The organism is Lentilactobacillus senioris, assembly GCF_026798195.1.
Taxonomy (GTDB): domain Bacteria; phylum Bacillota; class Bacilli; order Lactobacillales; family Lactobacillaceae; genus Lentilactobacillus; species Lentilactobacillus senioris_A.
The window spans coordinates 211343-233650 of the sequence record NZ_JAPQEZ010000002.1; the positions used below are offsets into that span (position 1 = coordinate 211343).

The 22308-nt window shown below is 39.5% G+C and carries 22 protein-coding genes; all 22 read left to right on the forward strand.

The features are described 5' to 3' along the window. The first annotated feature begins 7 nt into the window (after positions 1-7). The 22 genes from OXT66_RS03225 to OXT66_RS03330 all read left to right on the forward strand — a co-directional run bounded on the left by OXT66_RS03225 (position 8) and on the right by OXT66_RS03330 (position 22259). Positions 8-1435 (forward strand): phage portal protein, encoded by a 1428-nt coding sequence (locus OXT66_RS03225; RefSeq protein ID WP_268595654.1) that lies wholly within the window; start codon positions 8-10, stop codon positions 1433-1435. Further along, a complete protein-coding gene (locus tag OXT66_RS03230) occupies positions 1401-1742 on the forward strand; it encodes a ribosomal-processing cysteine protease Prp (RefSeq protein ID WP_268595655.1) in 342 nt (113 codons plus the stop codon). The genes OXT66_RS03225 and OXT66_RS03230 overlap by 35 nt, the downstream gene beginning before the upstream one ends. A gap of 2 nt (positions 1743-1744) precedes the next feature. Further along, the gene (locus OXT66_RS03235; RefSeq protein ID WP_268595656.1) at positions 1745-2929 is read left to right on the forward strand and encodes a minor capsid protein; all 1185 of its coding nucleotides are present in this window, start codon (positions 1745-1747) and stop codon (positions 2927-2929) included. Beyond that, positions 2926-3099, forward strand: a complete 174-nt coding sequence (locus OXT66_RS03240) for a hypothetical protein (RefSeq protein WP_268595658.1) — start codon at positions 2926-2928, stop codon at positions 3097-3099. Before OXT66_RS03235 ends, OXT66_RS03240 begins: the two co-directional genes overlap by 4 nt. A 157-nt stretch (positions 3100-3256) precedes the next feature. Continuing rightward, positions 3257-3883, forward strand: a complete 627-nt coding sequence (locus tag OXT66_RS03245; protein ID WP_268595660.1) for a DUF4355 domain-containing protein — start codon at positions 3257-3259, stop codon at positions 3881-3883. A gap of 11 nt (positions 3884-3894) precedes the next feature. After that, the gene (locus tag OXT66_RS03250) at positions 3895-4281 is read left to right on the forward strand and encodes a hypothetical protein (protein ID WP_268595662.1); all 387 of its coding nucleotides are present in this window, start codon (positions 3895-3897) and stop codon (positions 4279-4281) included. A gap of 29 nt (positions 4282-4310) precedes the next feature. Then, positions 4311-5375: a major capsid protein gene (locus OXT66_RS03255; RefSeq protein ID WP_268595664.1), complete on the forward strand. Its 1065-nt coding sequence runs from the start codon at positions 4311-4313 to the stop codon at positions 5373-5375. A gap of 15 nt (positions 5376-5390) precedes the next feature. Continuing rightward, positions 5391-5714 (forward strand): phage head-tail connector protein, encoded by a 324-nt coding sequence (locus OXT66_RS03260; protein ID WP_268595666.1) that lies wholly within the window; start codon positions 5391-5393, stop codon positions 5712-5714. Beyond that, positions 5711-6067, forward strand: a complete 357-nt coding sequence (locus tag OXT66_RS03265; RefSeq protein ID WP_268595668.1) for a hypothetical protein — start codon at positions 5711-5713, stop codon at positions 6065-6067. Before OXT66_RS03260 ends, OXT66_RS03265 begins: the two co-directional genes overlap by 4 nt. 31 nt (positions 6068-6098) lie before the next feature. After that, positions 6099-6599, forward strand: a complete 501-nt coding sequence (locus OXT66_RS03270; protein ID WP_268595670.1) for an HK97 gp10 family phage protein — start codon at positions 6099-6101, stop codon at positions 6597-6599. Then, complete coding sequence (locus OXT66_RS03275; RefSeq protein ID WP_268595672.1) at positions 6589-6954, forward strand: hypothetical protein; 366 nt, start codon at positions 6589-6591, stop codon at positions 6952-6954. Before OXT66_RS03270 ends, OXT66_RS03275 begins: the two co-directional genes overlap by 11 nt. A gap of 19 nt (positions 6955-6973) precedes the next feature. Beyond that, positions 6974-7495, forward strand: a complete 522-nt coding sequence (locus OXT66_RS03280; RefSeq protein ID WP_268595674.1) for a phage tail tube protein — start codon at positions 6974-6976, stop codon at positions 7493-7495. Between the two features lie 134 nt (positions 7496-7629). Continuing rightward, positions 7630-8034 carry a DUF6096 family protein gene (locus OXT66_RS03285; protein ID WP_268595675.1) on the forward strand — a complete coding sequence of 135 codons (405 nt, stop codon included), beginning with the start codon at positions 7630-7632 and terminating at the stop codon, positions 8032-8034. A 41-nt stretch (positions 8035-8075) separates the two neighbouring features. Further along, positions 8076-8417, forward strand: a complete 342-nt coding sequence (locus OXT66_RS03290; RefSeq protein WP_268595677.1) for a hypothetical protein — start codon at positions 8076-8078, stop codon at positions 8415-8417. Positions 8418-8419: 2 nt separating this feature from the next. Next, positions 8420-14440 (forward strand): hypothetical protein, encoded by a 6021-nt coding sequence (locus tag OXT66_RS03295; RefSeq protein WP_268595678.1) that lies wholly within the window; start codon positions 8420-8422, stop codon positions 14438-14440. 18 nt (positions 14441-14458) lie between these two features. After that, positions 14459-14821 carry a DUF6711 family protein gene (locus tag OXT66_RS03300; protein ID WP_268595680.1) on the forward strand — a complete coding sequence of 121 codons (363 nt, stop codon included), beginning with the start codon at positions 14459-14461 and terminating at the stop codon, positions 14819-14821. Between the two features lie 11 nt (positions 14822-14832). Next, a complete protein-coding gene (locus OXT66_RS03305) occupies positions 14833-19974 on the forward strand; it encodes a gp58-like family protein (RefSeq protein ID WP_268595682.1) in 5142 nt (1713 codons plus the stop codon). Beyond that, complete coding sequence (locus OXT66_RS03310) at positions 19964-20188, forward strand: hypothetical protein (RefSeq protein ID WP_268595684.1); 225 nt, start codon at positions 19964-19966, stop codon at positions 20186-20188. Before OXT66_RS03305 ends, OXT66_RS03310 begins: the two co-directional genes overlap by 11 nt. 1 nt (position 20189) lies before the next feature. Beyond that, positions 20190-20330, forward strand: a complete 141-nt coding sequence (locus OXT66_RS03315; RefSeq protein WP_268595686.1) for a hypothetical protein — start codon at positions 20190-20192, stop codon at positions 20328-20330. 2 nt (positions 20331-20332) lie between these two features. Next, positions 20333-20566 (forward strand): hypothetical protein, encoded by a 234-nt coding sequence (locus tag OXT66_RS03320; RefSeq protein ID WP_268595688.1) that lies wholly within the window; start codon positions 20333-20335, stop codon positions 20564-20566. Between the two features lie 48 nt (positions 20567-20614). Beyond that, positions 20615-21115: a phage holin family protein gene (locus tag OXT66_RS03325; protein WP_268595690.1), complete on the forward strand. Its 501-nt coding sequence runs from the start codon at positions 20615-20617 to the stop codon at positions 21113-21115. Then, the gene (locus OXT66_RS03330) at positions 21102-22259 is read left to right on the forward strand and encodes a GH25 family lysozyme (RefSeq protein ID WP_268595692.1); all 1158 of its coding nucleotides are present in this window, start codon (positions 21102-21104) and stop codon (positions 22257-22259) included. The genes OXT66_RS03325 and OXT66_RS03330 overlap by 14 nt, the downstream gene beginning before the upstream one ends. The last annotated feature ends 49 nt before the right edge of the window (positions 22260-22308 follow it).

Genomic DNA, 22308 nt, shown 5'->3' on the forward strand with positions numbered 1-22308 from the left:
GGTAAATATGGCATTAAAAATTGATGCAAAATTAATTGAAAATGTTGACGATCCGTCATTTGATCTGTTGAATTACGCTATCACTGAAAAAATGAACAAATGGACGGAATACGATAAGCTCTACAATTACTATCTTGGTCAACAGTTAATATTAAATCGAAACTTTGGTAATCCTGCCGTTAATGATCAGCATGTAGTTGTTAATCACGCTAAGTATTTTACTGATATGATCACTGGCATGATGACTGGTAATCCAATCACTTACGTGCCACAAGATGGCAACAACATTGATGCGATTACTGAAGCATTAAGCAAAATGGATATTGCAGCCCATGACACTGACCTAGAATTGCAGTTAAGCATTTATGGTGTGGGTTATGAGTTGGTTTACTTAAAAGTAGTTGAGGGCGCTAAAACTGAAGAGCAAATTGCCTGCTTAGATCCTAGATACACCATTGTGATTACTGATGATACTGAAGAAGAGAACGAAATCTACGGTATTTACTTGCAGCCTAAAAAGACTTTAAAAGGTGAGGACAATGGTTATCTGATCAGCGTTTATACACCTGATAAATTAATTCAGTATCGAACCCGAATGGGGTACCAGTTAAGTGAAGGCAACATTGATGAGACTACTGAAATTGAAAGTTACTGGAGCGAAGAACCTATCACCGAGTTCTACAACAACGGCCAACAGCAAGGGGACTTTGAACAGCTTATTCCTTTGATTGATTCATATAATTCTTTACAGTCAGATCGGATTACTGATAAAGATAACTTTATTGATTCAATTCTGTTGGCTTATGGAACATCTGTTGAAGGCAATCTTCAAAAAGGGCAGATGCTAGATGATTTGCCATCGGATGCAAAGATTGAATGGCTAACTAAAGCCCTTGAAGAAAATGACGTCCAAACTTTGTCAGATTCAATCAAGAATGATCTCCATGAAATGGCTAACGTTCCTAATATGACTGACAAAGACTTTGCCGGTAATATTTCTGGTGAGGCTATGAAGTATAAGCTATTTGGCTTACTTAATTTAATTTCAGTTAAAGAGCAATACCTAAATAAAGGATTGAAAAGACGCCTTAAGCTACTAGCTCACATGATTGGTGGAGTTAAGCAACAGGCTGTTGATATTACGGGGGTAAGAATTCAGTTAACTCCTAACATTCCGGTTAACCTGACAGATACTATCACCAATATCCGCAACGCCGATGGCATTATCCCACGTCAAGTAACCTTTGGTTGGCTACCGGAAGGATATGACCCACAAAAGCTTATTGAAATGATGGATGAGCAGAATGCTAAGCAAATTCAACAGAACAAAGATGCTATTGGCGAGGGTGATCCCGAAGAATCAACTGCTAATGTAAATGAAGAAGATCAGGAGGGATACCGTGATTCAAGTACAAATAACGAAGACGAAAAATAAACTTTCTGCTATTTCTTCAACTGTTGAAATCAGCGTGCGTGGTCATGCAATGTCTGCACCATATGGGCAGGATATTGTTTGTGCTGCTATCTCCGTATTGTTTACAGCGGTTGCGAACCACTTAAGTAACCCAGTAGTTGATTTTATTGGTGACGAATCGATTATTTCTGCTGATGATGTCAACCCAGCCAACAGGAGATTATTAGTCATGTTTGAGGATACTGTAAAAGAAATTGCTGAACAATATCCTGATAATGTTCATTTACTAATTCAGGATAACGTTCCTCCGTTGATTCAAGGTGATTAGTTATGACGGACAAGGATAAGCTTAGTTATTGGGAACGGCGTGCATTAGAGCTGGAGCAATCTAACCATGATGACGGTGATAAAGTCATTGCTAAGCTCGCTAAGTCATACGGGATCGCTCAAGAGTATCTTACTGGTGAAGTTGAAAAGATCTACAAGCGATACTTGAGTAGGTCAGGGTTAAGCGAGAGTGAAGTCGATAAAATTCTTAATACCGCTATTACCTCGGACCAACTGGTAGAGCTTAAGGCCATGGTTAAAAAGACCGAGAATAAAGAACTCAAAAAGCAGTTGCAAATTTATTTAAGTGGTTTAGCAGCTAAAGGACGTATTAGTCGGCTGGAGTTACTTAAAGCTAAAGCCTATCTAGTAGCTAAGCAGCTTGCTGACGTACAGTTAACTGAAACTACCAAGTATTACACCAAGACCATTGAAGATGCCTATAAACACACTGCCGCCAGTTCTATTATTGGACAAACTCAAAAAGATTTTAACGTCTATCAAAATGGAGCTGTTCCGGAAGCTAGTAAGGTTAAGAAAACTATCAAGTTTACTGAACCTGAATCGGGTAAGGTACTGCATGAAGTTGATGTAATGCCTGATAAGCCTACTACTAAGCTAACAGAGCTTACTACTGAAACAGTTAAGCAGCAGTTGACTGCTCCATGGGAAGGTAAGAACTACTCTCAACGTATCTGGAAGAACACTGATGAATTGGCTGATCGCTTACAAGAATTATTCACTGCCAAAGAATTATCGGGCATGCCAGAGCGTGAGATGAGACTACGATTACAAAAAGAATTCGGCGTTAGTGCTTATCAAGCACGGCGACTTGTTAGAACTGAATCAGCTTATATGGCTAATCAAGCCAGACTAAAAGCATGGAACGACCACCACGTTGAGGAATACTCACTGGTGGCCGTTTTAGATTTCAGAACTTCTGAATTCTGTCGGGATCATGATGGGCGAGTTTATAAAGTAGCCGATGCAAAATGCAATGGCTTCTATGGCAACTTCCCACCGTTTCACCCTTTCTGCCGTACTGTTCCAGTTGCTTACTATGGGAAGTCAAAAAATGGCGGTTATCGTACTGCTCGTGATCCAAAAACCAAGGAAACAATGAAGATTCCACGTGATGCAACCTATCGTGAATGGGAGCAAATGATTATCAAAGGAGACCACAAATGATTACATTTTTTAGTATTGGAATGTTTATCGTCATGCTGCTATCGTGTTTAGCGTTATTTAGCCAAGATTTACTAGGCGATCGACAAAAATATCAGCAGTACGCTGCTGTTTGTATTGCCTCAATTATTTGTTGGGCAGTGGTAATGGTAACAGCACTAGTTCTTGCATAATAGCCGACCTAAGCATGTCGTTAAACTGCTAATAAAATTATATTTGCATGGGTTTAATGGAAAGTATCGAGGACACTGTGTGGGAGCCGTTAGGTTTCTGTGGGGTGTCTTTTTGTTATCCGGAAATTAGGCGTGTGTGAGTAAGGAGATTTTACTTATGCGTGATTTATTGAAATTGAATTTACAAATGTTTGCTGATGATGGTGACGGTGGTAGCGGTGATGATGGTGGAAACAACGAAAATCTATCAAACGACAATCAAGGCAGCCAAGGGAGTAACCCAGACGCTATTATCTTTCAAAATCAGTCAGAACTTGATAGCTGGTTTGATAAGCGATTAGACAAGGCTACAGATACTTTACGGGCTAACTGGGAAAAGGAAAAAGCTACCCAGAAATCCTATGAAGAAATGACGCCAGAAGAACAACGTGCCTATGACGCTGATCAACGTGAACAAGAATTAGCTGAACGGGAACGCAAAGTAACGATTGACGAAAATCGTGCAACTGTTATCCAGCAATTAACTGATGATGAGTTGCCAGTTGCTTTAGCTAAAGTATTTGAACCGGCACTTGCTGATTTTGAAAACTTTGATGAAGCCTATAAGAGCGTTACTGATACTTACCGTAATGCAGTTAAAGAGGGCGTGGATAAGCAACTTGCTGGATCTGCTGTCATTCCGGGCGTTGGATCATCTGCTACTAAGTCAGCAGGTCAAAGTGCTGCGGAACGCCGTAATAGCAATAAACAGACGACTGGCAACAGTCTTTGGAAAACCAAATAGGAGGAACAATTATGTTTGTAGGAAAAAACCAACATTTTGAAGAAATTAACTTTTTAGCATCTGATAAAACTGTACCTTTTTCAATGATGATTGATGCTGACAACGCATTGGCTACCGTGGACGAAGTAACAGGTCACAAAATTATTAAGGCGGGTACTCCAGTGCCTGCTAACGATGCTACAGCTCAAGGTATTTTGCTTGATAGCGTTGATCTTACTGAAGGACCACAAATGGCAGCCGTTTTACGTGGAGCATGGGTTTACACCAAACGCCTACCAGTTGCCGTTGATGCAGCTGCTAAAACTGCTATGACCGGCATTCACTTTATTGATCAAACAGATGCTGGTGATACTAGCGATGCTGGTACTGGTGATACTGGTAGCACTCCAGCAAAATAATCTATTAAAAAGTAATTAGGAGGAAAATTATGTATACAGAAAAAATTGCGTTGAACTTACAACGTTTTGCTTCAATCGCTGAAAACTTTAGTACCCCAGAAATCTTAGATTACGTTCGTGATCGTCAATATGCAGCTTTTAAGGGTGATGAATTATTCCCATCACGACGGGTAAATTCATTAAAGTTAGATCAAGTTTATGCAGGTAACCGTACTCCGGTTATGGCTCACGTTGCTGCCTTTGATGCTGAAGCTGAAATTGGTAGTCGTGAAGCGGACAAGAGTTCTTTAGAACTTGCTTTGATCAAGCGGAAAATGAAGCTATCTGAAGAAGATTTAATCGCTTTGCAAAATCCACGTACTGCTGCAGAAGCTAAGTATCTTAAAGATCGTGTCTATGATGATATTGATGTTTTGAGCCAAGGAGTTTTAGCTCAAGTAGAAAAGATGTCAATGGACGCTTTGGCTAACGGTAAAGTTTCTGTTATTGACCCCGATAGTGGTAAAGAAACATTGTTTGACTATAAAGTTCCTACTGCTCATCAAGCTAACTTGACTTCAAAGGGAACTGCTTGGGACGATGCTTCTTCTAATCCATTAAAGGATATTGAAAACTGGGTAGACGCAATGGATATTACTGCCACCCGTGTTATTACATCTCGGAAAATTTATCGGTTATTTACTCAAAATGAAAATGTTTTAAAGGCGATTTATGGTACTTCTACCCGTGCTTTGGGACAAGCTGATCTTGATGCTTTCATGGAAGCTCAAGGGTTACCAGTTATTCGGAGTTATGATGACAAATACCGTGACCAAGGCGCTACTGGTAAATACGTTACTAAGCGTTACTTCCCAGAAAACAAATTCGTTTTGCTTGGTGACGATAACCCCGGTGAAAAACTATTTGGCCCTACACCAGAAGAAATTGGTTTAGCTGGTGATCCTAGCGTACAAAAGACTGCTATTGGTAACTTGTTTGCTACCGTCTACACCGAAACCAAAGATCCAGTTGGCACTTTTGCAAAGGTTACTGCTGTTGCATTGCCTTCATTCCCTGGCGCAAGCGAAGTATTCCAAGCACAAGTAATTAAGTAATTGGAGGTGAGGTGCATGGATAACGATGCTCAAATCAATAGCTTGCTAACTCGATTCGGTGTTGACCCCAGCACCGATGAAGCTTCAATCCTTAAAGATTTGTACACTGATGCAGTGGCTCAAGTGCTGGACTATACTAATCGAACTAAAATGACTGGAACTATGGCCGTTTATGCTAAGCAATTGGCAGTGATAGCTTACAATCGCATGAATACTGAGGGCGAAACCCAACGAAACGAAGGAAGCGTTAGCCGCTACTTTGAAAAAGGGATTCCTCTAGATATTCAGCAATCACTTAATCGCTACCGGAGAGTAGTTTTTAAGAAGGTGTCCAGATGAGATTAGCAAGGCAAGGTCTAAAAACTGTCTATTTAAAGCATAGAGTGACTGGTGAAGATCTTGAGGGCAATACCATTGATTCTTGGGGTGATCCAGTCCCAATTAAGGTAAATATTCAGTCCGCAGGTGGAAGTGTTAATACGGCCATTTATGGGCAGGATTTAGCCTACATGAAAGTGATGTTGTACCAAGGAGATCTAATTGCTGAAACTCAAAATGAAAATGATGGTATTTGCTTAAATGTTGACAGCACGAATGACCCTGATTATCAGATAACTTCCATATCGCAATATTTTGACCATTTAAAGGTCTTAATTAAGAAGGTGGATACTCATGCCTCAGGTAAGAGTTGAGGGCCTGGATGGATTAATGCAAAAGCTGGAAATGCTACCTGAAAAGTTTAGTGATGCCCTTTGGGACGCTAACTTTGATGTTGTGGAAGAAGCCGATCAAATCGCAGTCAGAGAGCTGCAATCGTCTATGATCCACAGCAGCGGTGAATTAGCCAGTTCGCTACATTACGAGGTATCACAAGATGAGGATGGCCATATACGTGGTCGTCTTTTTTCAAATGATCCGGTCGCAATGTACCGTGAATTTGGTACTGGTCTTGTCGGTGAGCGATCCAGTAAAGATTTACCTACAGGGGTTGACCCCGTTTATACTCAACACCCATGGTTCATTCCGGCTACTGCAGTTGATGTTGACCTAAATGAGGTTTATGGTATGCCGCTTATCAAAATAGGTGGTAAAGAGTATTACCGGACTAATGGTCAACCAGCAAGGCAATTTATGACCCCAGCAATTAAAGAAGCTGGCGAAAAAGCTCCAGATATTATTAAAGATCGCATTCATAGAAAGTTAGGTGAGCTAAGTGATTTATAACGTCAATCAAGATGTGAATTCCATTTTGAAGTCTGTACATGCCTTAAAGGTTGTTCGTCCAGCGTATCCTGATGAAATCACGACTTTTCCAATGGCGGTATATCAAACGAGGCGTACCACCTACAGTCGAGATGCGCATAACGTTGAAACTGATACTTCATGGCAGATTGTCATTGATGTTTTTATTCAAGAAGGGAGTTTAACTCCTATCGTTGATGAAATAACTCAAGCTTTTGCCAATATCGGTTTCGTTGCTACTGTTCAACAAGCCAATCAAGCTGGCTTTAATCGTTCGATTATTACGCTGGTTGGTGTTGTTGACAACACGTCAAATCGAGTTTATCAAGCTCGATAACTAAGAAAGGAATTATAAAATGAAAACTTCTTTAAAGAACTCAATTTATCAAGTGCGTTTAAACCTACAACGCTTTGCAGATGCAGAAAAAGTTGATTCAGTCCGTGGGCTTGTATCAACTGGTACACTTTTGGAAATGGCTGAACCGGGTAACACCAGCGACTATGAAAATGTTGCTGACATCAAAACCGTTCCTGCTTTAGGTGGTGCGCCACAAGAAGTTGATGTTACTACTTTGGCTGATGATCAAGTTAAACAACTTGAAGGGATTAAAGCTGCAACATCTGTTGCCTTTTCTGTTCAATACAAGGGGCCATCATGGAATAAAGTTCATGCCAAATCTGGTGATCGTAAGCAATACAACTGGCGAGTTACTTATCCAGATGGAATGCAAGCAACTTTTACTGGATCTTTCTCAATTCAATTTGGTGAAGCGCAATCTAACGGTGCTTTAACTTATACCATCACGGTTTCTGTATCAGATGGACCAAACTTCACTGACTCACCATCTACTGGTGAAGCAGCACCGAGTAACGCCTAAATTATCAGAAAATATTTTATCTGATGAAGAAAATGCTAAGCAGATAACTGAATAATTTTTATAGTCGCCAACGAAATTCACAATACCGAATGGGGCGGCTTTTTTATTACTTTAATTTATGGAGGAACAATTATATGACTGCAAAAAAAACTGCAATTACTAACGGAATCGAACTTCAATTTGGTACTTTAACTCTTAACTTAAAACTAGATGGTAACGCAGTGCTTAAAGCTGAAAAACGTTTAGGAAAATCAATCATGGGTCTTTTTATGGGTGGCAATGGTGGCGTTCAATTACCTGCTACTAACGAAGTTCTAATTGTTTTACAAGCTGCTAATCAAACTAGTGGTGTGAATGATGCGATGTTAGTTAAGAACTTCCAAACTTATTTAGATGAAGGCAATACTACTATGGATCTTTTCTTGAAATTAACTGAAGTAGTTGAAGCTGCAGGTTTTTTCGGGAAGAAGAATTCGGACGAACAAGAGGAAGAAGCAACTCTGGACAACAGCTTGGACGATCAGGAAGAAATTCTTTAGAGACTGAACAATACGAAACAATTTCAGAAATGTTGTGGGCCATGTATCCTCTAGCCGTTAATGCTGGCATTGATGCTACAGAGTATTGGGACATGACACTTGAAGAAATTATTGTCCAGTCTAAAGGGATCAAAGAGCGCCACATGCGTGAATTAAAGGAACGAGCTGTTATGGATCACAAGTTATCACAATTAATGGCTTACGCCTTTAATGAACCTAATAAAATGCCGGACGTCGATAAGATGTATGGCTTTTTAGATGATGGTGACAAAGCAGCGGATCAATCTGAACCTATGGAGGATTGGCAAAGAGATCGGCTTGAGTTTATGAAGCAAGCTGAACTCATCAAAGCAACTAATAACGCTAAAAAAGGAGGTGGGTAATTTTGGATTTAGACACTTTACAAGTTATTTTTGATATGAATACCGAACGCATCAAGCCTAAGTTGGATCAGTTGAAGCAGACAATTTCTGAATCACTAGGTGGAATTTCTGATACTACAGAAAAAGAAACCGATAAAGCCGGTGATAATATCGACTTTTCTCGCATTACTGAAAAAATGGGTAAAGAATTTGAGGCCACACAACAGAAGATTGATGAGTTTTCTGATAAGGTTAAATCTTCTCTTGAAGGCACTGATGACGGTACTAAGTCCGTAACTAAAAATTTTACGAAGATGCGATCTAGTGTGGGTAAAGATGTTGATGCCATGGTAGCTGAAATTGATGCCAAAATGGATCAGGCACGAGCAGCTCAACAACGAATGTCAAATCTTAAAAACATTAGTGGCATGGCTGGTAACCGTGGTGACTACAAAACAGCCACTAAAACTAATGAGCAAGCAGCCAGTGAACAATCCAAAATGGTTAAACAGCTTAACCAAGCCAAAGACCTTGCTCGCTCAATGAAGAACGAGTACAAGGAGATTCCGTCTGTATTAGAAAAGATTGCTAGTCAGATGGACGATAACGAAGCCAAAATTAATACTTATCAGCGTAAGATCAAGGCACTAGAAATTGCTGAAAAGGACGCTATGAAGTTTGATTCGTCCAAAGGATTTAACGCTGAACCAACAATTTCTACTGAAGAATCACGCAAGATTGCTGACCAAGTAGCAAAGGTCAGAGCGCAAATGAATAAGGCTATTCATACCAGTGATAGTCTTAACAGCCAGTATGGTAAGTTAGAAGATCGGTACGGTGAACTAGGTAAAGCAATCCCTAAGGTAAATACCGATTTCAACGAAAACTATACGGCTACTCGTAAGGTTAGAGCGTCATTAAGTGAGTTAGGCTCATCTGGAACTAAGGCTCAAAAAGCTTTGAAGTTAGTTGCTAGTGCTGCCGGTAAAATGACGGGTATTTCTTACTTGCTCAAACGTGGATCAAACGGAATGGGTGACATGGGTCGTAAGGCTCGCAGCTTAGGAAGCATTATGACTTCGCTAGGCAATCGTTCCAATAGTTCACTGAACAAGATGAACAAAGGTATCAAACACTCTGACAGCCAACTAAAAGAGTTATCTCGTGGCATTAAGTCATTGCCAGCGCAATTCTTAATTTGGGGTGTTGGTTTTGCTGCCCTGCAAAAACTTTCCGAAGGATTTGCAAATGCTTTTAAGGCAAATAAACAATTTAATAACAGCATGAATCAGATCAAGGCTAACTTGATTGCTGCTTTTTATCCACTCTACTCAACAGTTATGCCGTGGATCAACCAATTTATGGAAGTCTTATCTAAGGCAACTGGTTGGCTAGCTAAATTTAGTTCAGCGCTTTTCGGCATGAGTAATGCAGCTTCTCAAGCAGGGGCAATCAAATTGTATGACGGTGCTAAAGCTGCTGGTGAAGAAGGTAAGAGTACTTCTTCTAATAGCAACAACGATTCCGTTAAGAAAGCGATTCAAGCCCAGAATGCTGCAATTCAAGCTCGTAATGTCGCTGGACGTAAACAGGTTCAAGAAGAAAACGCCAGAATTAAAGCTCGTAATGCTGCAAGGCGTAAAGCAATTCAAGAACAGAATTCTGCTATCAAATCAGCTAATCAAAAACGAAAGGAAGCAGTTGAGAAGGCCAATGCCGCAATTACTGCTTCAAATAAGAAAGCTGATGACGCTGTAGCCGCCTATAACAAGAAACAAAAAGAACGCATTGAAGAACTCAAGAAAAAATATCAAGATTACAAAAATAATCTGATGGGCTTTGATGAAATCAATACCCTTGATGTTTCTAAAGAAATTCCCGACTACACACCTAAAACTGCAGATCACAAGGATAAAGAAAAGTACAAGCCAAAACCAACAGTTTCTGACAACGGTAGCGATGAGGCACTTAAGACCTTTAATCCTGAACAAACCAAGTCCTTAAATGATGCTTTAGATACTGCAGCTAAGAAATTAGATGGTGTTCAAAAAGCATTGCGTAACCTCGGACCATCTTTTGGTGGTGCTAATGAAGCAGCTAAGAAGTTTCGTGATATTTTAGCTGATCTTTACAAGCCTATGAAAGCTGCATGGAACGCTGAAGGTAAAGATGTCATTAACTCCTTGAAGTACGCTCTTAAAGAAATTGGGCGACTGCTGGGCGACATTGGGCGGTCTTTCCTTAAAGTTTGGGATAGTAAGCTGGGGATTCAGACACTTACTGATCTACTGAAACTGCTAGCAGATATGCTTAAACTAGTTGGTGATATTGCTAAGGCGTTTGCCAAAGCATGGGAAGATGACGGACGTGGTACTAAATACATCCAATCAATCTTTGAAGCATTAGACGCAATTTTTAAGCTTTTAGATGACATCACTAATTCATTCCGTAAGGCTTGGAATGACGGCACTGGCGAAAGAATTGCTAAGAACTTGTTAATTTTGTTCACCGACATTAACAACATGATTGCGGATTTTGCCGATTCATTCCGTGCTGCATGGAATGAAGGTGACGCCGGAACTAAGCTATTTAAGGTATGGCTCGAAGATATTGCCAAGATCCTTAAAGATTTAGACGAAGTTGTCAGATCATTTAAAAAAGCTTGGGATTCTGGCAATGTTGGTAAAAAGATTTTTCAAGAACTTATTAGCATCGTTACTAACATTGGGAAATTAATTGGTGCTTTTGCTGATAGTTTTAGTGACGCTTGGAAGTCTGGTAATACTGGAACAAAAATGTTCAAGAGTTGGCTTGGTGCAGTTAAAAACGTCCTTGCTGTACTTGATGATTTTGTCAGTTCCTTTACTGCTGCTTGGAAAGAGGGAGCTGTAGGAACTGGCATTTTTAAAGACATTTTCAAAATTTCAGGAAGTATTGGTGAGACCATTGGTAACTTAGCTGGTCAGTTTAAGAAAGCATGGGACGCTGGAAAAACTGGTCAAAGTATTTTTCATACCATTCTTGAAGCTGTTAAAGATATTGCTGATCACATTAGTGATATGGCTGGTGCTACCGCTAAATGGGCTAAAAAATTAGATTTCACACCGCTACTTAAATCTATTGAAGGCCTTTTTAAATCCATTAAAGGATTAGATAAAACGGTTTGGGACGCACTTAGTTGGGGTTATCAGAATGTTCTTTTACCACTTGGGAAATTCACAATCACCAAAGCATTACCAGCTTTCTTTGATTTACTTTCTGGAGCTATCAAAGTAATTAATTCAGTTTTAAAAGCTTTAGCGCCATTAGGAAAATCCCTAATCAATGGATTTTTAAAACCTATTGCTGGATTCACGGGTGGTAAAGGTATTGGAGCTATTGAGGGTATTTCTAAAGCGCTTGGCAAACTATCTACATGGATTGATAAACATCAAAAAGCTGTACAAACTTTTGCTAAAATTCTTGGTACTATTTTCGTTGTTAAAACGAGCTTTGGCGCATTAAACAAAGGTGCTGGACTTGTTGAAGACTTACTAACAAGCAGCACTAAGCTTAGTGGTAAAAAATCGCTATTAAAGGAATTTTTCGGCAAGATCACAGGCGTTACAGACCTTAAAAACGCTGTTTCTAACGTTAAAGACTTATGGGGGTATGCCAAAAACAACTGGAAAGGTTTTGCTTCAGCAATTTCTAATGGTTGGCAAGCTCTTAAGAACTGGTCAATTTGGGGCAAAGCAGCTGCGGTCGCTCAAAAAGCTTTAGATGTTGTTATGGCACTTAATCCATATGTACTAATTGCTGCCGCTATTGCTGCAGTAGTTGTTGGCTTAGTTGCGTTGTATAAGCACAATAAAAAATTCCGAGATTTCGTTAACGGAATTTATAACAACATCAAAAAATGGATGGGCAAGGCCATTGATTGGCTTAAGAAGAATTGGCAAGATGTAGCTCTATTTATCATAGATCCAGTTGGTGGCATTGCTAACTGGTTCCTCAAAGACACTAAAACAGGTAAGCAGATTCAGAAATGGGGTAAAAAAGCCCTTAAGGCAGCTACTAATTGGGCCAAAAATGTTGGTAAAGATATAAGTGACAAAATATCTTCCGGCAAAAAGTGGGCTGAAAAAGCTGGTAAAAACGTTGGTAATTGGGTATCTAATAACGTTAAAAAAGGCTCAACAGCCATAAAAACATGGTCTAAAAATATCGGTAAAGATATTAATTCCAAAATATCAGGAGCCAAAAGCTTAGCATCTAAAGCTGGTAAAACGGTAGGTGGCTGGGTACACACTGGTATTTCTAAGGCATCTACGACTATTAAGTCATGGGCTAAAGGTTTGGGATCAACCATTAATAAAGCTGTTTCTGGTGCTAAATCGTTAGCTTCTAAAGCCGGTAAAACTGTGGGCGGCTGGGTTCATTCTGGAATCTCTGGATTGAATACAAAAATTAAATCTTGGTCAAAAGGTTTAGGATCGCTCATAAATAAAGCTTCTTCTGGAGCTAAATCGTTGGCTTCTAAAGCTGGTAAGACAGTTGGTGGCTGGGTTCATTCTGGCATTTCCGGCGTTAACAAAAAGATTCAGTCTTGGTCTAAGGGTTTAGGATCTTTTATCAGCAAACATGTATCTGGTAGTAAGTCTGCTGCTTCTAAAGCTGGTAAAACAGTTGGTGGCTGGGTAAGCAAAGGAATTACTAGCGTTGGCAAAACCATTTCTAAATGGTCAGGCGGTTTAGGTGGCAAAATTGCTAAAGGTTTAAAGAATGGCGTTTCTGCCATTAAAAATGCTGCTGCTTCAATCGCTAATGGAATTGTAGGTACTATCGGTAAAGCTGTTAATGGCGTTATCAAAGGTATTAAATGGATTCTTGATAAAGTTGGCGCTCACGGTGCTTCAAGTGGTCTATCTTATTGGGACGTTCCTAAGTTCGCTACTGGTGGTCAACATAGAGGCGGCTTAGCAATCGTCAATGATGAAAATGCTGAACATTACCGAGAAGCTTATCAACTTCCTAATGGTAAACAAGGCATTTTCCCAGCCCAACGCAATATGATGGTTAACTTGCCAGCCGGAACTCGCATTAAAAATGCTCAACAAACTTTGCGAGAAACTCAGGCTAAACTACCTCACTATGCTGGTGGGTTATTTGGTGGATTTGATCTTCATATGCCAGATTTTGGCGACCTCTTTAGTGGCATTGGTGGGGCTGTTAGTGGTGCTATTGAATCAGTTGAAGATCGTGTAAAAGACATCATTAGTGGCATTCAAGGCATTGCAGGTAACATTGCTTACGATGCTACACACCCTAAGGAAGTTATTAATAAAGGTGTTAGTCAATTCTTGAATTTCGGTTCAGCAACTGGAATTGGTTTAGATATAGCCAAGGGTGGTGTTGACCAAATTAAAGATGGTGCTGTTTCTACTGTTGAAAAAGCTTTAAAAGATGCTCTTAAAAAGGCTGAAGATAAAGCTCGAAAAACAGCACAAGCAGCATACGATGCAGCCAAAAAAGCTGCTGATTCCGTTAAAGATTCAGTAGGTTCAATTTTTGGTGGCGGTGGATTCAATATTGACTTAAGCGGTTTGGACAGTTTAAGTCACTTGCACTTCCGTAATGGTGGATTTGTAAACAAGAGCGGCATGTATAGCTTGTCCGAAGATGACACCCCAGAAGTAATTCTTCCGCTTGGACAACCTGAAAGAGCTATGGACTTGATCCAAGGCGCAATGAAGTTTATGCACACTAACTTCAGTGGTGGAATCGGCATTCCACAAACAATGACAAGCCTTAATAGCGAAATTCCTAACGTATCAACCTCACCATCAGAAATCCGTGGAGGCGGTACTAGTGGACTTCAAGATGCACTTATGCAAGCGATCAGTGCTTCATTTGCTAATCAACAAATTAATAGTAATTCTCAAGGCAACCAAAAGCCTATTGAGATTACTGTTAAAGTGGGCGATGAAACACTTGCCAAACATACTATTAAAGGTATTAACAAGGTCAACCGAAAAAACGGTCGACAAATGCTAGATTTATAAAATAGGAGATGAAAGACGGTGAATTATTATTTGGCAGTCAACGGGACCACCTTACCAGCACCGAATCAGTATTCTTTTACCGTTAACGATATTGACGGTAAGTCAACACGTAACGCAAATGGAAAACTTTCCAGAGATCGTGTTGCAGTTAAACGTAAACTTACAATTAATTGGGGGCCGTTGTCGATTGAACAACTTAGCCAAATCCTTCAAGCTATCAAAGATCCATTCTTCCAATGCACTTATCTTGATGGACAAGAAGGTAAAATGATGACTAAAACTTTTTATGTAGGTGATCGAACATCGCCGGCATATTCGTGGAACGAAAAATTAAAATTGTCTGCTTGGCAAGGACTGCAATGTGATTTCATTGAACAGTAGGAGGTGATAAATTGCTGAAACAGTCAGACGCTTTTAACGCTGCTTTTCGCAATACTGATCGAACCTTAAGTATTAAAATGACGATTAATGATGATGAAAAGCCGTTTACGTCAGAAGATATTGTCAGCGTTCAGTATGATTCGGCTGCCTACACGGGGGATACCTTCGGTATTGGATCAACATATGAGAACAGCATTAAAGTAGTATTTTCTGAACTACAAGAAAACATTAAACAAAATGATATTTTAAAACCTCAAATTGGCATTCAACTTCCAGACGGAACGTTTGAATACTCGCCACTTGGGGTTTTTATTGTTTCTGATCAAATTGAACAGGATCGAAATAACGAGCAAACCACTGTTACTGCAGTGGACAAGATGGCGTATCTTGAAGGAACTTATACGCCTTCAATAAATACACCGGGATCAGTCAGAAGTTGGGTGTTAGAAATTGCCAACATGGCTGGAGTAGTTATCAATGAAGAAAATATCGGAAGGCTTCCTACTGAAATTAGTATTGCTCCTATCTTTAAACAAACTTATCGAACAGCTCTTGGCATGCTGGCTCAATTTGTCGGTGGCTATGTGGTGTTTAACCGTGCTGGTGAATTAGAGATTAGAGGACTGAGCGATACCGTTTATCCAGTCTCTCCAGATAACTATGAGTTTCAAGGGTTAACTAAAAGCGAAACACCATACTCACTTTCTGGTATTTCGTGTGAAGTAACTAAAACATCTACTGATAGTGATGGAAATTCAAGTGATTCCACTGTCTCTCTTCATACTGGGAAAGAAACTGGATCACAAGTTGCACTGAATAATCCCTCGATGACCCAATCTTTACTGGACGATATACTTTTCAAACTTAGAGGACTTAATTTTTATCCTTATACCCTGAATTGGTTTGGTAATCCAGCAGTTGAAGCCGGTGACTTTCTAGAAATTGAAGATACCAAGGGAAATAAATTTAAAGTTCCTAATAATAGTTATGTTTTAACTTTTGATGGATCGGTTTCAGCCGTTTCTTCAACCTCAGAAACCGTAACTAACAGTTCAAGCTATTCATACCAAGGTTCTCTTAATCAGGTTCTTCATGATATGAACGGCAGAATCAGCGCTGGCGGTGGCAACTTTGTTTACACTGGCACAGATGAACCCGCATATCCTAAGGAAAATGATATTTGGTACAAAGATGTTAACGGTAAAACCCAAATGTACATCTATGAAAATGGCGAATGGGTTTTAAAAGCTGACGATTTAACCGGATCTGATCTGCAAAAACAAATTGACGATACGGTAAACGATGTAAAAAATGCTCAAGATGCCGCTAACGACGTTAACGATAAAGTAGATCAGGCGGTTACTGACTGGAATAAATCTAAAGATGAAATCAATGACAGCATTCTAGCTAACCAAAAAGAAGCTGACGACAAAATTGCCGCTGCTGATAAGGCTATTAGTGACGCTAATACATCAATTACCGATGTTAACAAGAAAATCAGTGACGCGAATGCATCAATTACCGATGTTAACAAAAAAATTAGTGATGCAAATACTGCTATCACTAATGCTAACAATAAGGCACTTTCTGCCTATAGCGATGCTCAAGATGCGCTTAATAAGCTGATATTGGTCAACAGCCGTGTTGATAATTTAAGTAGTGATACACAAGCGAAATTTGACACGCTTAATAATGGGTATCAACTAACGTTGAATAAGATTGATAACCTTCAAATTGGTGGTCAGAATTATGTTCGTAATGGTAACCTAGCTGATTTAACTGGTAAGTACTGGCGCGATTGGAATGGTGCAACCGGGGCTACCCGTACAATTAATGCGGCCGGTGACGATTGGCCAGCTAACACCCCCGGCTTAATGAGACTAGATAATCCCAACGGTGGCCAGTGGGGGTACGCTCAAGATGGGATTAAAGTAGATGACAATGCTTACTACGTAATCTCTGCGTTAGTTGGTGCTACAACGACAACCACAGTTGCTTTACAGCATGGTGACGGTAATGCAGATCCATGGGAAGCAAAAGAATTTACAATCCCTAGTGGAAAAACCAGAATCACGTTTACTTTTAAAACTGGCTCTGCAGTTAAAACTACGAATGCCTATGTCGGCTTTGGCAATAATGGAAAAGGGACAATTTGGATTTCACAAATTAAGTTAGAACGTGGTAACAAGGCTACCGACTGGACACCCGCTCCTGAAGATATGGCTACGCAAACGCAAATTACAACAATAACGGGACTGATTGATAGTAAGGTATCACAAGGTCAATACGATTCCGATCGACTACAAACAGCGCAACAAATTGCTGACAAAGTAAGTAATAACGACTTCAATTCGTTTAAAAGTCAAACGGCTAATTCGATTGAGCAAACTGTTGAAGATATAAGTAATTCCGGACAAAGAAATCTAGTTTACAACTCAGAGTATGAAAATAATGCTGACGGTTGGACAACAACGAATGTATATATTACCAATGCTCCCGGCTCGATGTATCAAGGATCACTAGGTTTGGCGGTTAATCAAAAGGGTAGCGGTTGGCTGCAATTTGGAGCGTCTAAGCCGTATAAGCTTCCTAATCCTACTGTTGATCCGGCTAATGTTTATTCAGCATCTGCAATGGTGAAAGTTTACGATGGAACATCAGCAGACGCATCTATTGGGATCACTTTGGCATTCTTAAATTCATCCGGTACCAGAATCACTGGCTGGAAAGATGCTTTAGTTAAAAGTGATGCCAGCATTTTTAATAAATGGGTTTTGGTTAAAGCTGAAAATGTTCCAGTTCCTGCAGGGGCTGAATCAGTAGTTATTCAATATCAAGCCTACCGCGGTACAGTTGCAACGAATTATGTTCATGGCGTTATTACTCACCCAATGCTAACTTTCGGCCCTAAGGTGGGTGCGTATAATCCAGATATAGTTGAAAAATCAACCATTACGCAGCTTTCAAACCTGATTGATTCCAAGGTTTCTGATGCTACTTACCAATCAGACAAATTGCAAATGTCTAACTTGATTTCTAGTAAGGTAAGTAGCACGGACTTCAATTCATATAAAACCCAGACTGACGGTTTAATTTCTAGTAAGGTTAGCAGCACGGATTTTAATTCGTACAAAACGCAGACTGACGGCTTAATTTCTAGTAAGGTTAGTAGCTCTGATTTTAATTCCTACAAAACTCAAACTGACAAATCAATCAGTATGAAAGTTAGCCAAAGCGATTTCGATAATTTGCAAACAGGCGGGATTAACCTTTTGCAAAACAGCAACTTTGCTGATTTAACTGGTAAATACTGGCGGAATTGGGGAGTCATGACAGGTGCAACTCGTGAAATTATTAAGGCGGGGGCTGATTGGCCTACCAATACTGGAGGAACAATGCAGTTGGTTAGCCCGAACGCGGGTCAATGGGGCTATGCTCAAGATGGGATTAAAGTTGCTAAAGGTGGCACTTATACTCTTTCGGCTGTAGTTACGGGAGCGCAGGGAACTAAACTAGCACTGCAACACGGTGATGGTAAAATCGATCCTTGGGTAGAACAAGAAATAATAAAACCAACTGCTGGTATGGATACAATTAGTTACACTTTTAAAGTTAGTAATACTGCTGAAACAACAAACATCTATGTCGGCTTCGGCACTAATGGTAAAGGTAAAGTTTGGATTTCTCGAATCAAGCTAGAAGAGGGAAATCATGCTTCACCTTGGACAGCAGCATTAGACGACCTTGCTTCAGCCACTGACTATGCAAATTTAGAAATTGAAGTAAATGGAATTCAAGGCACAGTTGCTAATAAGGCTGACAAATCACAAGTAACGCAGTTGGCGGATCAAATCACTAGTGTAGTATCGGATGTTGATAGCAATACAAGCCAAATCGCCCAAATGGCTGACGACATTAATTTGCGTGTTAAAGAGGGAGATGTAGTTAATCAAATTAACGTTGATGGTAGTGGTGTTTTGATTGACGGTGAAAAAGTCCATATTACAGGACAGACCACCATTGATAACGGAGTTATTGGCAATGCAGCAATCGGTGATTTATCCGCTGATAAAATTACTACTGGAACGATCAATGCTTCAAACGTAAATCTAATAAATTTAAATGCTAGCAGCATTTCCACGGGTACTTTAACAGGTAGCAACTTAAGCCTGAATCTGAATACTGGTTCTGTTAAATTTCAAAAGGGAAAAATTTATTCTGCTGATGAAGCTGTCGATATTGATATTGATAAGAAATATATTTCTGTTGCTGATACCGATAACCGAATCCTTTTAAAAGGCGGAGAATTACAATTTGTTGAACCACTTTGGGTATTTGATCCATCAACTGAACCATATTTGAAAATTTATAATAAGACTTTTCAAGGTGGTATTATAGCTGGCCGTGATGTTGTTACTATTGGGGTAATGGGATACGTAGATGGTGGTATGTCAAGTGTTGGTTTACAATCAGTCAAAGGATTATTTGTCACTTCAGCCGAAAACGGAACTCCTGCTGCTTTACTTGGTGGTGGTGAAGCTGGAATTGAGATTTCGGGTGGTACAGGAGTAAGCCGAGATATGATTAAATCGTCTCCACACATTGATGTGGGTATTAGTAGCTCATCTGGTGGGACTTTTGGCAGTAATAACATTAGATTGCATGGTGAACACATTTATATAGATGGATCGTCTACCACTACTTATTCCACCTACATTACCCCAACCAGCCAATCGGCAAATATGTACGTTGATGCTAATGGTACGCTGACCCGCTCCAGTTCTGCATCAAAATATAAACTGAATATCAATGAATTCAAAGATGAGGAGCAAGCACACGCTTTGCTAGCTATTTCTGCTAAATCTTGGTTTGATAAGAGGGAAACTGAAGAAATAGCTAAAGAATTAACCGATGGGACAAAACCTGAATCTGCAACACCAAGGTTAATGCCTCACTTAGGCTTTGTTGCTGAAGATTTGGCTAATGCAGGTTTAGAAATGTTGGTTGATCGTGGTAAAGATAACCAGCTTGAAGGGATAAATTACGATAGAATTTCGGCTCTTGAACATCTAAATGTTCAGGAGCTTTTTAAACGTGTTCTTGAATTAGAACGTGAAGTTTATGAATTGAGGAGAGATTTAAATGAAAGCTAGTGAAGCAATAACGATTATCAACGTGGTTTTTCCTAAAGGCGATGAAAAGTTTTATGGAATTGCTTATAACCTTAATACGGAAAATACCAACCAGCACGGGAACGTCAGACTGACTGAAGAAGAATTTAATTCAATTAGTAATGGCGCTGCTGGTTACCCCAATGCAGTTTTATCTAAAATTAATGCTGAAAATACAGCTATTGAGGAGGATTAATATGGATGATGTCAAAATTAATGCAGAAGATCTCATTAAACAAATGACTTCTGACTATGCTCAAAACATTGCATCGAAAGATTTGCAAATTGCACAACTAAAAACAACTATTAAAGTTTTGAAGAAAGAAGAGGAAAAATAATTATGAATATCACAATGAACAATTTAACTTATAAGTTTAATGGTGACGAAACTACAGGAGTTTCAGTTGGATTTAACGGAAATTTGGATGGTAACTTTATTAGTGCAACCATCTTGATTGATCCTACTGATTTAGCAGCAGATCAAACATTTGATGATGTTACTAAAAAAGAACTTACAGAGTTGGCTCGCGCCAAGTTAACCGGATTTGTAACTACTAAAGAATCAGGTGAATAATCATGATTGAAAAATCAAATCAAGCTCACCTGAAAAAGGAGGTTTGAATTGAATTATTTTGGATTATTCAAGCAAACTTTAACTCATATGAACTCTAGTGGTAGTTGGTTTGTTGGTCTTGCTATGGCTGCACCAGCTTGGATGCTTAAGCAGCATGATATTTTACCTAGTGCATATCATGATTGGCTGGTCATTGCTTTACTGCTAGTTATTATGCTGGACTGGCTTTGTGGATCAGCTTTAGCAAGACGTTCAAAAGTTATGACTAAACGAAGCTCAACAGCTATTGATTCTCTTATTCGTGATTGCATGATAATGATTTGTGTAGGATTAGCATATTTAATGGACTACGAATTGCGAACAGGATCTTTCATCTTTGTAGCTTTTACTATAGCTTTTATTTGGCAAAATTTTATTTCAGTGATGGCTAATGTCTATGTACTAGGCTGGGAAAAGTATTTTCCAATGTGGTTAGTAAAAATCATTGATAATGAAATTGCTCATAAAATCAAAAAATACCTTGAAGGAGATCATCATGAAAAAAAATAAATATGTATTTGGCGTCATAGCTGCTGCTATGGCGTTTTTATTTGCTCAAAATGCTTATGCTGCTCGTATGGATATGGTCGACGTATCTAATCATAATGGTAATATGACCACATCAGAGTATTTAGATATGCGTAACCACTATGGTGTTAAAGCAGTAAATACCAAAATTAGTGAAGGAAGTTACTACGCAGACCCTTACGCTGCCACTAACATTGCGAACGCTCAAGCAGCGGGACTGTACATTAACGGGTATCACTTTGCCCGTTACAAAACCAAGTCCCAAGCAGTTGCCGAGGGAAATTATGCTGCACAGGTAGCCAAACAAGCTGGTTTGCCCGTGGGGGCTGTTTTAACTGCTGATGTTGAAGCAGCAGAACAGACGTATGTAAATAAAGCTACCAATAACGCCAACAACAAGGCTTTTATTAAAACGGTTGAAGCTTATGGCTATCGTGGTGATGTTTACACTATGGGGTCTTGGCTAGGTTATCGCATGGACATTGCCAACGGCAAGGGGTGGATTGCCAATTATCCTAGCAGCGCAGCAGGACTAAATTATTATTCTGTTCGTCATAGCTGGCAATGGTCTAGTACCTATCATTTCCGTAATTCTTATGGTAGTTTTGACGTGAGCCAACTTTATGATAATTATTATACTGGTGGTCAAAATCCAGCTAGCAACAGTGAAGGAAACACAGCTAACAAGCCAACGAAAATCAGTTACTACAGTTGGAATCCACGTCGAGTAAAGGCAACTAGTGGAGTATCTACCTATAGCGATGTAAACTGCAAAAAGAAAGTTGCTCACTGGTCAAAAGGAACTGAATTTGATGTAAAACGAGTAGTCCACGTCAAAGGCAAAGTTTACCGACTTCAACTAACTAACGGGAAATACTTGTCTGGTTGGGTGAGCCACTTTAAAAATATGTACTATGTTAAAAGCAACTTGAAGCAAGTTAAAACCTTGCGAACCATTAACCTATATAAAGATCAACAACGATCCAAGAAGCTTAGAAGCTATGGCGAAAATACCTACTTTAATGTGAAGTCGATTGTAAAAACTAAAAGTAGTTTGTGGGAAATTAAAACCACTAGCGGATTTTACATGACTGGTAATAAAGATTTTGTGGTAAAAACTAAATAGTATAAATTAAGCCCTCAACCTTAATTAGTTGGGGGCTTTTTTTGTTTGG